This is a genomic window from Bacillus sp. URHA0034 (genome assembly GCF_056280405.1).
Window position 1 is genome coordinate 1,546,866 of sequence record NZ_JBWCDK010000002.1, and the last position, 16,880, is coordinate 1,563,745.

Annotated in this window: 10 protein-coding genes; 1 reads left to right on the forward strand and 9 read right to left on the reverse strand. The window is 38.8% G+C overall.

What is annotated here, in order from left to right; all coding sequences use genetic code 11:
- Positions 1-3 precede the first annotated feature (3 nt).
- From ACZ9EE_RS09405 to ACZ9EE_RS09445, 9 genes are all read right to left on the reverse strand, one after another.
- Positions 4-963: a carbohydrate ABC transporter permease gene (locus tag ACZ9EE_RS09405; RefSeq protein ID WP_476026458.1), complete on the reverse strand. Its 960-nt coding sequence runs from the start codon at positions 961-963 to the stop codon at positions 4-6.
- Positions 964-1,049: 86 nt separating this feature from the next.
- Positions 1,050-2,360 (reverse strand): ABC transporter substrate-binding protein, encoded by a 1,311-nt coding sequence (locus ACZ9EE_RS09410; RefSeq protein WP_476026459.1) that lies wholly within the window; start codon positions 2,358-2,360, stop codon positions 1,050-1,052.
- 193 nt (positions 2,361-2,553) lie between these two features.
- Positions 2,554-3,846 (reverse strand): ABC transporter substrate-binding protein, encoded by a 1,293-nt coding sequence (locus tag ACZ9EE_RS09415; protein WP_476026460.1) that lies wholly within the window; start codon positions 3,844-3,846, stop codon positions 2,554-2,556.
- A gap of 24 nt (positions 3,847-3,870) precedes the next feature.
- Complete coding sequence (locus ACZ9EE_RS09420; protein ID WP_476026461.1) at positions 3,871-5,430, reverse strand: response regulator; 1,560 nt, start codon at positions 5,428-5,430, stop codon at positions 3,871-3,873.
- On the reverse strand, positions 5,408-7,198 hold the full coding sequence (locus tag ACZ9EE_RS09425; RefSeq protein ID WP_476026462.1) for a cache domain-containing sensor histidine kinase: 1,791 nt from the start codon (positions 7,196-7,198) through the stop codon (positions 5,408-5,410). The genes ACZ9EE_RS09420 and ACZ9EE_RS09425 overlap by 23 nt, the downstream gene beginning before the upstream one ends.
- Before the next feature lie 306 nt (positions 7,199-7,504).
- Positions 7,505-8,311: a polysaccharide deacetylase family protein gene (locus ACZ9EE_RS09430; RefSeq protein ID WP_476026464.1), complete on the reverse strand. Its 807-nt coding sequence runs from the start codon at positions 8,309-8,311 to the stop codon at positions 7,505-7,507.
- Between the two features lie 99 nt (positions 8,312-8,410).
- A complete protein-coding gene (locus ACZ9EE_RS09435; protein ID WP_476026466.1) occupies positions 8,411-9,811 on the reverse strand; it encodes a family 4 glycosyl hydrolase in 1,401 nt (466 codons plus the stop codon).
- A complete protein-coding gene (locus ACZ9EE_RS09440) occupies positions 9,804-11,987 on the reverse strand; it encodes a glycoside hydrolase family 88/105 protein (protein ID WP_476026467.1) in 2,184 nt (727 codons plus the stop codon). Before ACZ9EE_RS09440 ends, ACZ9EE_RS09435 begins: the two co-directional genes overlap by 8 nt.
- Positions 11,988-12,029: 42 nt before the next feature.
- Positions 12,030-13,172: an oligogalacturonate lyase family protein gene (locus tag ACZ9EE_RS09445; protein ID WP_476026469.1), complete on the reverse strand. Its 1,143-nt coding sequence runs from the start codon at positions 13,170-13,172 to the stop codon at positions 12,030-12,032.
- Positions 13,173-13,736: 564 nt separating this feature from the next.
- On the opposite strand from ACZ9EE_RS09445, the gene ACZ9EE_RS09450 reads away from it, so the two are divergent.
- Positions 13,737-16,850 carry a rhamnogalacturonan lyase family protein gene (locus ACZ9EE_RS09450; RefSeq protein ID WP_476026471.1) on the forward strand — a complete coding sequence of 1,038 codons (3,114 nt, stop codon included), beginning with the start codon at positions 13,737-13,739 and terminating at the stop codon, positions 16,848-16,850.
- The last annotated feature ends 30 nt before the right edge of the window (positions 16,851-16,880 follow it).

Consider the following 16,880-nt stretch of genomic DNA (forward strand, 5'->3'; position numbering starts at 1 on the left):
ACGTTATTTCCCTCCTTCTGATTCGTAGTGAACCCAGAATTTTGAAGTTGCAAAAATGATGGCCGTTAAAACCCCTACGATAATAAGCATGATCCAAGCCATCGCAGCCGCATAGCCCATATTGAAAAATTCGAAACCTTGTAAGAATAAATAGAGGGAGTATAAAAGTGTTCCATCCAAAGGTCCCCCGGTACCTTTTGAAATGATAAAGGCTGGAACAAATGTCATAAAGGCCGCAATCGTCTGCATGACTGCATTAAATAAAATGACAGGACTTAACATTGGAAGGGTAATTTTGATGAATTTATGCCATCCGTTAGCACCATCAACACTTGCCGCTTCGTAATAGCTTTTCGGGATCCCTTTTAAACCGGCTAGGAAGATTAACATTGAAGAACCAAATTGCCACACGGATAAGAAGATTAACATCCATAAAGCAGCTGTCGGATCTCCGAACCAGCGGATACTAGGAATACCAAGCAGTTCTAATAAAAGATTAATAATTCCTTTGTCGCCAAAAATGTTACGCCACATAATCGCGACAGCCACGCTCCCGCCGATCAGTGACGGCAGATAAAATAAGGAACGGTACAAGCCAACTGCCCGAGATGCTGTATTTAAAATCATCGCGATGAGAAGTGCAAATGCTAGTCTTAACGGTACACCAGCGAATACATAAATGAGGGTAACTTTTAATGATTGCCAATACCTTGGATCAGCCGTAAACATTTTTTTATAGTTTTCTAAACCAATCCATTGTGGCGCGGAAAATAGATTATATTTGGTAAATGATAAGTATAATGAAACAAGTATAGGTATTAATGTAAAAGCAAGGAATCCAACCACAAAAGGGCTAATAAATAAATAGCCTTTTATATTTTCCTTAATTGCCCGTTTACGTGCAGTGACAGGGGCGATATAAATACTTTCTTGAACGTGTTCCTTCACGACGCGTGTAGCCATTTTGCCATCTCCTTTTCTCCGGACCATCACCCTAAGATTGAAAGGGCGATAGCTGATCCGAGAAAGGACCAGCTATCGGATTAAAATTATTTCTTATTTTGAGCCAAAATGCTTTCAGCTTGTTGTCTAAATTGTTTTGCAGCGTCTTCTACTTTTAGGTTTCCATAGCTCATTTGCTCATTCAAGCTGTCAAAAAGCTCGATAACTTCCCCTGCTCCAACTGGATCTGGACCATTAAATGCTGAACTATGTTTTTCAGCCCATTCCACATAAGTAAATACTTGTTGCTGTGCTGGAGAAAGCAGCGGCTTTAAGGCTTCTTTAACTGCTGCAGATCCTGGTACACCACGATCTCCAAGCGCTAATTTGTTAGCTTCAATATCATTAGTTAGGAAGTTAATAAACTTTGCTGCCTCTTCTTTATGCTCAGAGTTATTCCCAATTGACCAGAACATACTTGGTTTTAAAAATAATCCCTTATCACTATCTGGTCCTGGCATGTTGCTGATATTAAGCGGTCTGTTTGCTACTTGCTGTAAGCCAACAAACTGGTTAGACCATTGCCAAATACCGATTGCTTTTTGTTTTACAACAGGATCATCTTCGATTCCTTTTACTTGTGCCATATAGTCAGGAGTTGGAACAGCTTTGTCTTTTACTAAACCAGAAGTCATTTTGAAGAAGTCTACAAACAATTTGTCGTCCTTATATCCTAAACCTGTACCATTCTTGCTATAAAGAGACTTTCCTTGTGTTCTTAAATAATAATTAAAAAATACGTCGGCCTTAACACCAGTATCTACAAATAGGCCTGCAGCCTTCGCTTTTTTAGCGAGTTCTTCATAATCGTCCCATGTCCAGTTTTCATCAAGAGATTCTACACCGGCTTTTTTAAGCAATGCTGGGTCATAGTGATAACCAAGTACGTTTACCCCTGCATTGAGCCCGTATAATTTGTCACCAAGTTTTCCGCCATCAATAATATTTTGATTGGTATCTTTGGTATCGATTTGTTTGTCTAAGTATGGTGTTAAATCAGCGATTTGATTGTTTTCCGCATATTGTGAGAAATAAGAAAGATCCATTTGAATAATATCTGGTAATTGGTTGGCAGCTGCTTGTGGAGCTAGCTTTTTCCAATAGTCATCCCAGCTGGCATACTCTGCTTCAATCTTCACATTAGGGTTTTGCTTCTCATACATATCAATGATTTTTAATGTATAATCATGTCTTGGTTGTGACCCCCACCAAGCAATACGGAGTGTAACCTTTTCATCTTTACTCGCAGCTTTTTCTTTCCCATCAGATTCGCTCTTGCTTGTGGTACTGCTTCCGCCACATGCTGCTAATGAGAATACTAGAATCAGTGAAAACAGCATAACTATGAACTTTTTCATTAATTGAATCCCCCTTGTTTCATTTTTGTAAGTGTTTACATTTGTAATTATACCTTCACTGTTAGAATTGTCTGAATATAAATAACCGAGCAGTTTGTTTAAAAATCAGACATTTATTTAGAACCATAAAAAAAAAAGACATCATCGTGTTTTTTTCAAAACAAGATGATGTCTCTTTCTCTATATAAATAACTTATTTATTTTTCTGAAGAATTTCATCGGCCTCTTTTCTAAATTTCTGCGCCCCTTGTAAGGGGGTAATTTTTTTAAAAAGAATTTGCTCGGAGATATCCTGTAACAAGTTGACTACTTCAATCCCTCCTAGTGGATCTGCTTTTTCAATATGATTGCTAGTATTTTCAACATTGAATACATAGTCAAAAGCCTTTTTCTCCTCAGTTGATAGGCCTTTTTTTACCTCCATGACTACTTTAGATGAAACGGGTACGCCTCTTTCCCCTTTTATTAGCTGATTAGCCTCGATATTATTAACGAAAAAGTTAATAAATCTTGCCGCTTCCTCCTGATGTTTGGAACTTTTCGTGATTGAAAAGAGCATACTTGGTCTTACAGACATACTGTCTTGTTGATTTGGGCCTGGAGGAGCCATAATCTCAAGCGGCCGCCCAGCTGCTTTAGAAAAGCCATAATATTGATTAGAATAGGCCCAAGTCATTGGAGATTGTTTGTTTACAAGAAGCTCGTCCTCTATCCCTTTAATCTGTTCCGTCACATCTACCCTTGGGAACGCGCCTTCATCTAATAATCTTAATTGCCTATTAAAATAATCAACAAATAATTGGTCATCATCATATCCTAATGCTGTACCCTCTTGATTGTATAAATTTTGTCGATTGGTTCGTAAGAAGTATGGGAAAAACACTTCGGGCGGTTTCATCCCATTGGTTCCATATATATTTTTTTGCCTATGGGCTTTCAATGCTATTTTTTCAAAATCATCCCATGTCCATTCCTGCTTAGGAAGTTGATTTGTGGCGGACAATACTAAGTTGGAGTCCACGATAACAGCCGGGGCATTTAATCCTAATGGAAAACCGTATAATTGATCCCCCACTTTCCCACCTGATAGGACTTTTTCATCAATGTATTTGGTATCTATGGTGTTATTTTCGATGTATTGCGTTAAATCTACTAATAAATTATTCTTGCTATAAGCTTTTAAATAGAGGAGATCCATTTGCATAATGTCTGGCAACTGGTTTGCGGCTGCCATGGGAGCTAACCGCTTCCAATAATCATCCCAATTGGAAAATTCAAATTCAATATGGATGTCTGGGTTCTTCTCTTCAAACAATTTTATAACCTTCAGTGTATAATCGTGTCTAGGCTGTTCTCCCCACCACGCAACCCTCAGCGTGATTTTCTCCTCACTATTCTTGGAAGAAACGGCACTGCTGCTTTCTGAACAACCGGTGAAGGCCAACATTACTACCAGGGGTAAAATGGAGATTAATAGTTTTTTCATCGGTTTATTCCCCTTTGTCTCATTTTACATACCTTGGACAGATTCTCTTTTGTATTCCGATGGCGTAAACCCAGTTTGCTTTTTGAAAACCTGACTAAAATATTGTGCGTTTTCCCCAAACCCAATTTTTTCAGCTAACTCAAAGATTTTTACATCGCTTTCATTTTCAATCATATTAATTGCCTTATCGATTCGAACCCGAGTGAGATAATTAGAGAATTTCTCTCCCGTTTCTTTTTTAAACAGCTTTCCAAGGTAATCTGCATTCATGTACAGCATCTCATTTGCAACCCATTGCAAGCTTAGCTGGGGGTCTGCTATATGGTTTTCAATTACTTCAAGGACTTTTCGAATGATCGAGGAATGCTTAGATTTATTTTGTTGAAAAAAGTTATTTGTTATTTCCTTAGCGGTTTCATTGAAAAAAGATTTCATACTTTGAATGGTATCCAATTCCAATAAGATGGGCAGTTTGGCTAAGTATGAGTTAATTCTATTAGAGTCCAATAAACGAATCATATTATTAAATAGTTGAATTACATATGATTTGGTTGCATTTATATCGAATCTTAAATTAGTTAAATAATTGAAAAAGACCGTAATCTCTTCCTCAACCTCATCCCAGCAGCCCGTTTTAACTAGTCTGCAGAATTTCTGATCATCATAATAAAATTCGCCTCGGTACTTTTCATTTTGATGATCAATGTCTTCTTTGGTTATTATGCTGCCTTCACCTAAATAAAATCGATGATTTAAGCATTCTAGCGCTTCCCTATATAACTTATTGGCATGGCTAGTTTTTCCTGACTCACTAACTGCAATCGTACAATCTAGTTGATAATATTGAAAAAAGGTTTTTCTGATTTGCTCTATTTTGCTGTGTAACCGTTTACCTTCAACCTCATCGTTTACAAGGATTAAAATTAATTCTCCCACCGAACAACTAAGGGTATATTGTTTAAAAATCTGCTCCGTAATATTCTTTAATGCAAACAATTGCTCAAATTGAAACTGGCCTTCGATTTGGAATAAAATCAGACGAACTTCGGGTATCTCCACATCTAATTGAAGGAGTTTTTGATAGTATGTAAATTCCTTATTTTCATAAATATTGGTGACATATTCCTTCAACCATTGTTCCTTTGCATAGGGAAGAACATCTTCAAGCGTTTCTTTCATATTTTCAACAAATTGTTTACGTTCATTCTCTAAATCTAACTCTTTACTTAATTCATTTAATGCTTCTATAATTGTATTCTCATTACACGGTTTAAGCAGGTAGTGCTTTACCCCATACACCATAGCCTGCTTAGCATAATCAAATTCACTGAAACCAGATAACAAGATAAACCGAATGTCAGGATTATGTTCATGAACTTTTGCCACCAATTCAAGTCCATTCATTCCTGGCATTTTTATATCACTAATCACAATATCAGGTTTATTCTGTGTAATTTTTTCAAAGGCCTCTAATCCATTTTTTGCCGTCCCAATTAAACTAGTCCCGATTGACTCCCATTTAATCACTTTTGACATCCCGTCAGTTATGATTCTTTCATCGTCAACTAACAATACTTTGTACATGTTCTTCCCCCCTGTCATATGGCAGAATTATAATGATTTTAGCTCCCTTATTTGGCTCACTGTCGATTTCCACGCCGTATTCGCTGCCAAATGAAAGTTGAATCCGATCAATAATATTGGCTAAGCCAATACCTTGCCCTCTTGTCTTTACTTCACCGTTCCTTAACTTTTCCAAAAAAGCCGGCTCCATTCCAGGACCATTATCTTCCACGATTAGCTGAAAATTTTCCTTATTTACTATCGAATATATTCTTATTTTACATACATCTACCATATTCTCCAGCGCATAATGGATAGCATTTTCCACCAAAGGCTGCAGTATTAGTTTAGGAATATAAACATCATATAAATCTGGGTCAACCTGCATATTGAAGTCCAATCTTTCTTCAAATCTATATTTTTGAATAACAATATAATTCTTAACAATGTTTAACTCATCTTCAATCGGGATGAGCCGTTTCTTTAGACTAATAGAATTTCGCAGCAGAAAACCAAGTGCTTCAACCATTTTGGATATTTGGTCTTGGTCATTCATTTTAGCTAGCCAGTTGATTGACTCCAAAGTGTTGTATAAGAAGTGAGGATTAATCTGGGCTTGTAAGGCTTTAAACTCAGTTTCTTTAATCGTAAGCTGCTTGGAGAGGTTTTCATTTACCAATTCATCGATTTGTTGTGTCATGGTTTGAAAGTTTTTGTGCAGCATGCCTACCTCATCATTGGAGAGATCCGAAGACTCTAAAAATCCCTTTTGTGCTTCTTTAAAATCGCCGTTTTGTACATACTGCATACCTTCGACTAAATTCTCTAGTGGAATGGTTATATTTCTGGCGAACCTGATTCCAAGAATCGTGACAATAAAAAACATTAAAATAAAAAGGAAGATTAGTATTGTTTTTATCATACCTATATTTTTAAAGATTTGATTAAATGGAATAGCATTCACATAGCTCCAATCGAAGTACTGGGAGGTTAGGTGAACCAGGAAATAATTTTTGCCTCCAATTGCTTTTATTTGATAACCTGGTTTCTCATTTATGGACAGGGCTATTTTTTTCAAAGCACTAGCAGATTCTGTCGGATAAATAAGTTCATGGCCATTCGTAATTAAAAATTCGCCATCTATTTTACTAGATCCCTCGAATAGGCTGCTGACAAGTTTGTCCATATTCATATTAATGATTAATGTACCTAGCGGTTCAAAACTCAAATTCTTATATTGTCTTATTTCTCGGGCCGTGACAATTGTAAAATTGTTTCCTTTGGGATTTAGCCAGACATTTTTCCCATCCGCTAATATTGCTTCTCGCATAATTGTCTTTTTTAAATCAGATGGTAATTTAAATGACCTGGGACCAGCAACGTACTCTTCCCCGCTCGTATCTACAAGAATAACGGATTGTATGTGCTTCTCGTTGTTTACATAGCTTAATAATTTATCGACCATATTGGAATGAATGCGGTATTTCTCGTACTCTGTCCTCTCATCATCGGTTGCAGCTAAGTACTGTTGAATTTGCGGGTCGGTCAAGATATCGTATGAAACATCTTCGATTTTTTGCAATTCATTTTCAATGATATTGGAGGAGGTACTCAACACTTGCGAAGATTTACTGTAGATTTGTTCATCGTAAATATGAAAGGCATATTGTAATCCAAAAAAGGTAAATAAAAACGAAATAATCATAATCCATGAAACTAAAATAAACAGTTTATATTTAATTTTGAGATTTGCATAATTTCTTTTCAGTAAATCAAAAACTTTCCCCATTAGAGTTTTCTCCAATTGATTAATATGAATATTCAAAATCTTCAGTTCTCTGTAAACGTAATCATATTTCTTTATTGTATATCAATCTACAATTTTTTTAAACCACCGAGTCACTAGAAATTTAATTGGTTACAAGTAAATTAAAAACTATAAAAAAACCATATCAGTAACTGCACTGATATGGATTAAATCGTTCTTTAGGTAATTTACAACTAACTGAACTCCAACTTTTAGGTTGTAAAACATTCGTTTTTTACGTGGAGACACCTTGCTGTGTTCTCTATATTTTGGAAAATTTAAGCCCCATTAGTCTTGTACTAAATGAACTTGTTTTCCCCCTTTTACTTCAACAATTTCATTGTCTACACTTAGCCAAACTGAAATGGCAGATGGATTAAAAACAAAATGGCTATCTGCAGAAAACTTTAGGTTTTGAAATGCCTTGATATAGTCGACAATTTCAATATTGGTCGCATACCAAATATCACTTCTGTTCCCTATATATCTGCAAAAACCCTCTATTAAATCCCAATTTTGATCATCCTCAAACTCATAGCTATGACCCCAAACATACATCATATATAAATATTGTTTTTTATGGAGATTTACAAATTCCTCTGCAAGCTTAAGCAAATCTCTTTTATGATGACAGGTTGGATTCCATTCTAAAAAATCATCAGGCATAGAGTAGTTGCCTGTACTGTTTACTGTCCTTGCGTATTCAATCCCTAAATAGGAAAGCATTTCTTTTACTAATTGGTTATAGGAGCCATTAGGGTAAGATAAGCCTCTTACGGTGTAACCGGCTATTTTCTCCAAGTTTCTTCGATCTTCTATTATTTCCTCAACAATTTGCTCTTTTGGTGACCTGGCAATAGTCGGATGCGTAAGAGTATGAGTCGATATTTCATGTCCCGCATAAAGCTGTGCAATCTCCTCTCTAGGAATACGATCGCCAGTTTCTAATAAACCAGAATTAATATGAAAAGTGCCTTTAATTCCATGCCGGTTGAAAATGTCCACCAGCTTTCTGTCAGCCGCCCTGCCATCGTCATAGCTCAACGTTAATACTTTATGTTTTCCTTCGGGAAAAGTCATGATTACTTTCGGCATTCTACTCACCTCTTAATTTATTTACAGGGTTTCTATTATATAAAATAAAGAACCCCTGCATGGTCCTTTCTAAATGCAAGGGATCCTTTTCAATTACTCTTAGTTTTTAACGGTTTCGAACTCCCAGCCCGGTAAATAACTTTTCGTATTAAACAGCATTTTTTCAAATAGCTGTTCCGCTTCCTCAGGCGTAATCGAGCTTAAAAGAGGATCCTGTTTAAATGCGCTCAGGGCTAGAGGTCTATCACAGTCCATGGCTGCTTTAAGTGTCATTTCCTGAATATGAATATGGCGCGAAACCATATTATTTATAGATGTTGGCAATGCTCCCGAAAGAATAGGCTGCACACTATTGTAACGAAACACAGCATTCGTTTCCACAATTACATCTTCCGGCACCCCAGCCATTTGTCCCCTATTTGGGAAGTTTACATTTGAAATGATCTCCCCTAATCCGAGAAGAGCTTTCATCATTTGAACGCCTTCTTCACCGGTAGGCTTTAAGACGAAGGACTCCTCCCCTGAGGCCAAGCGCTTGCCTTTTTCATATAGCTCCCTACCTTTTTCTATCCGCCAATCTACCGGAGTCAAGCCGAATTTCCATTCCCTTACCTTTTCAGGACTCTTTAGATACCAAGTATTCGGCATAAACTCTGCTAAATGCCGATCACCCGCAGCTGCAATAATCCCAAATTTTTTAAACAAATCAAATTTTACCCTCTGTGCCGATGCAAAATGATCATTCAACCAATTTCCTGTATTTTTCCCTTCAAATCCAGACTCATAGTATTTATCTACGAACTTTTGGTATAAAGGAAATAAATCAATATTTTGGTAGGATGCCTGGTCAATCCACGTAAAGTGATTAATTCCCAGAACATTGACTTTAATGTCGCTTCGATGTACATTTCTAATTCCTTCTAAGTCTTCTAACATGGAAGTAAGCAATTTTTGTGTGCCAAATACTTCATGACAGCAGCCGATCGCTTTTATTTCCGGAAAAACATGATAGAGGGTCCTTGTACAGAGGCTCATTGGGTTTGTATAATTGATCACCCAAGCATTTGGTGCATGCTCTTTAATTTGGTTAGCAATCTCCACAAATAACGGAATGGTCCGCAGCGCCCTGACCATACCTCCTGGCCCTACTGTATCCCCGACAGATTGATAGATGCCATATTGTTCTGGAGTATGGACATCTGATTTCATCTCCAAAAATGTCCCGGGTAAGATGGAGATAATGACAAAATCGGCACCGTTTAAGGCCTCTTTTAATGTTTTTACTGCCTCATACTCCCAGTGTCCGACTACATCCTCACGGTCAAGCAATCGATTACCAATAATGGCATTTTGCTGTGCCGCCTCATAATTGAGATCATACAATTTCACAGTTCCTGAAATACTCTGCTCCGAGGCAAGGTCACTCATCAATCCCCAAGCCCAGCCTCGAGAGCCTCCTCCAATATAAGCTATTTGCACATTCTTTACTTGATTAGCCATTTAAAACTCTCCTTTCGATTTGATTATTGGATGATTCATGCAGCCATTTTTTCAACTTTAATGTTTCAATACCTGAAAGTAAAACGATGCCGATCCCATGTGTATCATTTAGGATCCATGTCAGATCATGTTTGTAATAATCATTTGTAAATGCATAACCAGAGCCTTGGCATACACCGTAGACATTTCCATGATGATCAATGCCCACTTTGGAAAGTCCATCAAAGCCACGGAAAACTGCTTCGATATATTCCTCAGGTTCATCGAACCAACCGTAACGGATCCCCCTTGCAAAGGCATAAATAAACATAGAGGTACACGATGTTTCTTCATAAGATTCAGGGTCGGTCAACACCTGATGCCATAAGCCATTTTCCCCCTGCAATACTAAATACCCTTTCGATAGCTCTCTAAAAAAGTTTAAAAGTTCATCCCGCTGCGAATGACTTTTTGGCAAAACTGCCAGAAGCTCGGAAAGTGAAAAGAGAACCCAGCCATTTCCGCGTCCCCATGGAACTCCTGTCGCAGTGTTAAATTTGAAATCATAGACATGTGACATAATGTTAACTTCTGGAATCAATAAAAGCTCCTTATATCGTAAGAACTGGTTAACAGCATCATCGAGATAAGTGCTATCTCTAGTTTCCTCGTAATATCGGCAGAGAAATGGTGTGCTCATGTATAGATCATCACACCAAACGGTATCCTTCATAAACTCGACACTGCCGAATCTGCGATATAATGCCTGATTTGCTAGGCGATCCTGCTTATTGGAAATGTAGACCGCAATATCATTTGCAACCTCTTTTGCATTTCGGATAGGCGACATTTGATTGGCTGCCAGCATGGTTGCTCCAAAAGAGCCGCAATCATCTAAACTATCAATCGCCGACAATTGAGTATTCACTCCTGCTGCACCGTACTGCTTTCGATCCCAGAGAGAATATTTGTAAAAGGAAGTGCAAGTCTCAATATGCCTCAATGCATATTCTAAAATGTCCGGACGATTCAACTCTTTTCCTGTCTGCAATAATCCGTATAACGTAACTCCAAGCGGATAATCCCATTTACCGAACAATGGATTTTCCAAATATGGCCGGACCCATGTATCTGGCATATCCAATCGCCAATAGGTCGGACCGTAATCACCATCTAATAAGGTATCCAGTCTTAGTACTTCCCCTAAGGGAAGTGGTGCTGATAATGAAAAAGGACCTGCATACAGCCACACATCCTTGACACCTTCGATAGGCACTGGAAGGGTAAATTCTCCTCCATCGAGCTGGAACCCCCAATCTTCTCCAAGACAAATGCCCTTGATGACTACCTGATGATCACCAAAGGGGAGATCGACGGATACTTGAAACTCCTGATCTTTTGTTGAATGGTAAATACTTTCCCCATTGACTAATAGTTCAATTGGCCCTTTGTTTTCCCCTTTCAGGGTATAGGTCCTCATGCCCGGTTTTCTATTGACAAGCTTCGTCCATGCGAGGGCTTGTGTATTTTCATTGATCCCAAACATTCTCGAGAGTTGGGGTTCTTGACGCTCCCAAGCGAGATTCGGCAACCACTTCACATCAAAATCGGATTCAGACATTCCCTCTCCGGGCAGCTGGGCCAATTCACGATCCAATGGTTCTGTAAAAATCCATCCTTCTTGACCATCGCGTTCTTCCGATGGTGTGATAAAATGCAGCGGAAACCTTTTAAAGGATCCTGTTCCAAAATTCCCTCCAAATCCGGAAGGTGTTTTCATGAATTGCAGGATGAAGTGATTCCATCCTTTTTCCATCGATACACGGAAATTTGTTCTTTTATTCGGATTGGTTTCCTCTACAATGCTAGATTTAAAGACTAGCTCGTTTTGAAGGTAAAACCTGACAGGCCCAAAGCAGTTTAACCCCAATGCAATCTCTTTGGGCTCATCGCTCCATAATTTTGCCCATGCGTAGACCCATTGGCCAACTCTTGCTTCTGGAAACCGGTCGCCCAAATTCATGATATAGCGGTAATCCCTTCCACGAAGGAACCCTTTTTTACAGAAAGCCCTAAACGTTATTGGGTGCGGGGGATTACTTCCTATGTATCTATCTGAAATAGTTGACAAAATCCCTTCTACTTGTTGGCCCTGCTTTGCATAAATGCTATCGTTCTTATGAAAATAGGCTGACATCCCACCCACTCACTCCTTTTCTAAAGTCATCCATTTAATCCTCTAAAACTTGTAATCAGGAAGGTAGTGTAAATGATCCGGTACATCCACCAAATACAAATTTCCATAACCGTTTTTATCGCTTGTAAATAATAATTGATTTCCATCGGGGCTGAATCTTGGGTGTGCATGAACTTTTTGAACATGGAAGCTACAGCGGTGCTCACATAAAATTTTCGGCTTAGAAAATCCATTTTCGCCCTGTTGCCAAATAATGATTTTATCATGAGGTGAACGGCCATCTACTACCACTTTCGAAAAACCATGCGAATGGGCGTGCCAATTTCGAAAAGCAAATTCTTCTTCTTCCATGCTTTCATTGTCATATCGTATTTTTCCAAAAAACGCTGTACCACTTTCCCTAAAACCATGATAACCAATATGGACTCCGTCCGGATACCAGTATTCATGACCAACTTTTTCGCTCTCCTCGATACGGTGACGAATTTTCCATACCTTCCCCGTATGTAATTCCAATCCCCAAATACGGTGGTCAACCAGATCCCATGGCCCTTCATGACAAAAGGTAATGATATTCGGTAGTGTTGGGGACGTGTTAATATGGGTGATAAAATTGTAATCCTCGTGCACCAAGTTAACGTCCCCTGTTTCGATGGAGATTTGCAAAATTTGTGCTTTTGGCTTTGCCTCCATTAATTCCCTATGACCGATGTAACCATTCCCTAGGTCGATTTGGAATTTATCAGAAAAGTCCTCTTGCAAGGTGGTGATTATATATTTGCCATCTGCCGTACAATTCACATTTCCACCAACAGCATTTATGGGTCCCTCGTAGAGTGTTTTCTCAATGAATGTTTGAAGATTTAATTCAATGATTTGGTTACTCTTTCGAAAATATACATAGTTCCCATCTGGATGTATACATGCAGATAAGCTTTCATACGTTTGCTGATGATTCGTCAATTGAGTTATTTCCCCTGAAATGAGATCGACACTGAATAAATTGGTTTTGTTCCCGCGATCTGAGCAGAATACGATTTTGCTGTTATCTGCGTACCAACCATTTTCGGTAAAATAGAGATGATGACTATGTCCCGTATAATTGGTTAACTGTGTGATGTTCACACCAGAAAACCGATCTTTGTATTGCTTCCACTCCGCCGGCCACATTTTTCCTTTTGACACCATATTCCCCCCTTTCCTTTCTACTTTAATCAATGAATGCGTTTCCAACAATGAAACTTTTTTAATTCGCTCTCATAACCAAATAATACTTTTTTGCCGATTAAGGACAAAAATTGTTTTCACTGTAAAAGTCTTAATCCAAAATGCTTATTTTTTGTATGCAAAAATGTATGATATACGGGTTGTCCAAAGGAAGTTAATATAAACTCAAAATGGATTCCTTGTTTTAAAGGACGTTCAAAAATAGAAGAGAGAATTTTTCATTTTTTCACACAGAATTGTAAACGCTCACACTGGTGCAATTCGGAAACAGTACTGTCTTACTTCTATTTGAGAACTTGTCCGAAGAAACAACTGAATCCATGTATATGCTTTTCTACAAGGGGGAATTTTTGAACGGCCAAATGAGGTTTAAAGAAGGGACATACATGCTTGACCAGTTCATCAGAGTGAACGTGTCCCATGTAAAAGTAGAAACAAGAAAATTCAATTTTTTTCAAGGAAATACTTTCAGCATGAAAAACTAAAATCCTTGGTCCAAAAAACAGAGGAGTGAAATGAAAAGTGGGAAGAAATAAAAAGAAACAGCGAATCGCTTCGATTGCTGCGACAGTAGGTCTTGTTTTTTCAAGCCTGCCATATGCGGCAGCAGAAACTGCATCGAGTCCTTATAACGTGTTATCCAGTACTAATTTCGACAATAATGATCTATGGGGATTTTCCACAACGGGTGCTACTGTATCCATAAATAATAATAATGTAGGTGGAAATACTACTCCAAAGCTTGAATACAGCATCATTGATCAAAAAGGCGGCCGTGTTGCGACAAAGAATTTTGCCACAGCGGTTAAAGGAAGCGATATCAATGTGAAATTTGACTGGTATCCAGGCAAGATTAATGATAAAGGTGTCAATCCTGATGAAAATGGCGGCGAATTTAGACTTATTGACAGTTCCGGTAATATTGTCTTTACAATAAACAATACCCATAATTCTAAATTGAGCTATTTTGCAAAGGGTCAACCTACAGTAGTATCAAGTATCTCAAATATGGAAGCATGGTATCAATTTGACATCCATTTTGATATAAAAAACAACTCCGTCACGATCAATATTGCAGATCAACAAGGTAATCCTCTTGAAGACCATACCTTTTCATTAGAGGGCTCATCCTTTGATGGTTCGATCGCAGCTATTAAATTGGTCGGGGTTCGTACAGCCGGAAATAATGAAACATGGGATACGTTCCTTGATAATTTCGAGGTTTCCAATGTGCCTGTTCCCAATAACACACTTTATTTGGTAGATAAATTAACATATCACCGTGTTTATGTGGATCAAACAACATCGGATATCTCTTCCATCGGTCTTCCTAAAACTGTTGGAGTAACGCTTGCAGATAATAGTAAAAAAGAAGTGGCAGTAAGAAAGTGGGAAAACGTTGGTGATAAAGCTTGGGATCCTAGTAAACCAGGAGTCTATGAGTTTAAAGGGACCCTTGCTGAAACAGACGGGATCGACAACACCTTTAATAAATCTGCAAAAATCTATGTCTATAATCGTCTGACTCCTTCGGAATCCGACAGACAGACGGAGTTTCTTGACAGGGGTTTAATTGCTCTTAAATCAGATGCAGGTAATTTCGTTAGCTGGCGTTTGCTTGCCGATGAATATAATAAAGATGTGAAATTCAATATCTACCGTAATGGAGAAAAATTAAATAAGCAACCGTTAGAGGTTACAAACTATAAAGATTCTGAAGGTACCCCAGGTGATACTTACACGGTTGAAACGCTTGTAAATGGTAAATCGACAGAGAAAAATGACGTAAAAGCAACCGATAAGGATTATTTATCTATTCCTATGCAAAAGCCTGAAGGTGGGACAACTCCTACCGGGGAGTCTTATACTTACTCGGTGAATGATTCAGGTGTAGGCGATATAGACGGTGATGGCGAGTATGAGGTTATTGTAAAATGGTACCCATCCAACGCGATCGACAGCTCTTTTACTGGTTACACAGGTCCAACCATTTTTGATGCGTATAAATTGGATGGGACTCTTCTTTGGCGGATGGATATGGGACATAACCTTACTTCCGGTGCCCACTACAATCAATTTGTCATCTCCGATTTCGATGGTGACGGCAAAGATGAATTCATGATTAAAACCGCTGACGGTACAAAAACATACGGAGCGACAAACGGAAAGTTCGACAAGAGCAAGGTAATCAGTGAAATTGGCAACCCGGCTGATGATGGAAAATATGTTGGCTCGAATGGCCATATCACTGGAGGACCTGAATATATGTCCGTTTTTAATGGGGAAACCGGAAAAGTCATTGATACCATTGATTATGCATTCCCAGTGGGAGAAGGCGGCCTTTCATGGGGTGACTCATGGTATAACCGTTCTGACCGATTCCTGTCAGGATTGGCCTATCTGGATGGTAAACACCCAAGTGCCATCTTTGGAAGAGGCTATTATGCACGTACAACTTTTGCAGCCTATACTCTTGAGAATGGCAAGCTTAAACAAGAATGGACTTTTGATTCTGACAAAGCAGGCAAAGGTGGCGCTTTAGGCTTCCACAATCTGTCAGTTGGAGACGTCGATAATGATGGCTGTGATGAAATTGTTGCTGGTTCATTAACACTCGATCAGGATGGCAGCATTCTTTATGCCATGGATGGTGAGATGGGACGTGAACAGGGCTCCCATGGTGATGCCCAACATTTAGGTGCATTTGATCCAGCCCGCGAAGGACTTAGTGCAATGGAAGTACATGAAATTCCAGCCGTTGCTTCTGAGGAGCTGCATGATGCTGCAACAGGAGAAACATTAATGTCTTATTATGCCTACACAGACGCAGGACGTGGATTAGCGGCCAACATTACCTCAAGCCCCGGCTATGAGTTCTGGGGAGCTGCCGGAAGCACTCCTGAAACAGGCGGAGGCGTTTATAATGTCCAAGGCAATGTGGAATTACCGAAAAAACCTACTGGACTTTCGACTAATTTCGCACTGTATTGGGATGGCGACCTATTGCAGGAATTACTGGATGATACCTCCATTACAAAATACAATGAAACGACAGGTAAAGTCGATCTTCTAAAGAAATTTGCAGACGTTCACAGTAATAATGGAACAAAGGCTACGCCAACACTGCAAGCCGATATTCTGGGTGACTGGCGTGAAGAAGTTGTTCTGCCGACAACAGACGATTCCGAGCTTAGAATCTTTAGCACAACGATTTCTACACCATACAGACTCTATACGCTCATGCAGGATCCTTTATATCGAAACGGGATTGGCTTCCAAAACAGCGGCTATAATCAGCCTCCACATCTCGGCTTCTACCTCGGCGAAGATATCAAAGATTCTGTCCTAGCCGGTAATTTAAAAGCACCAGGTGTCAACTATACAGCCAATCTGCAAGCGATGAAACATATGGTTGGGCTTGAGCTAAATGATCCAGTATTTTCTGTATTAAAAAATGATCTAGATCAAGCACAGCATCAATTGGAAATTGGCAGACCTGAACAGGCTGCAAAAATAATGGATAATTTTGTAAAGAACCTTAGTGGAAAAGCTGCGGTGAACGAGGCTCTCAAAACAAAATTAATTGCGGATGCCAACCAGTTAATCAAAGCTTGGAATGGTCAAGCTTCAAATTGATAAAATAAGAATGATTTGAACTGCGCCTCC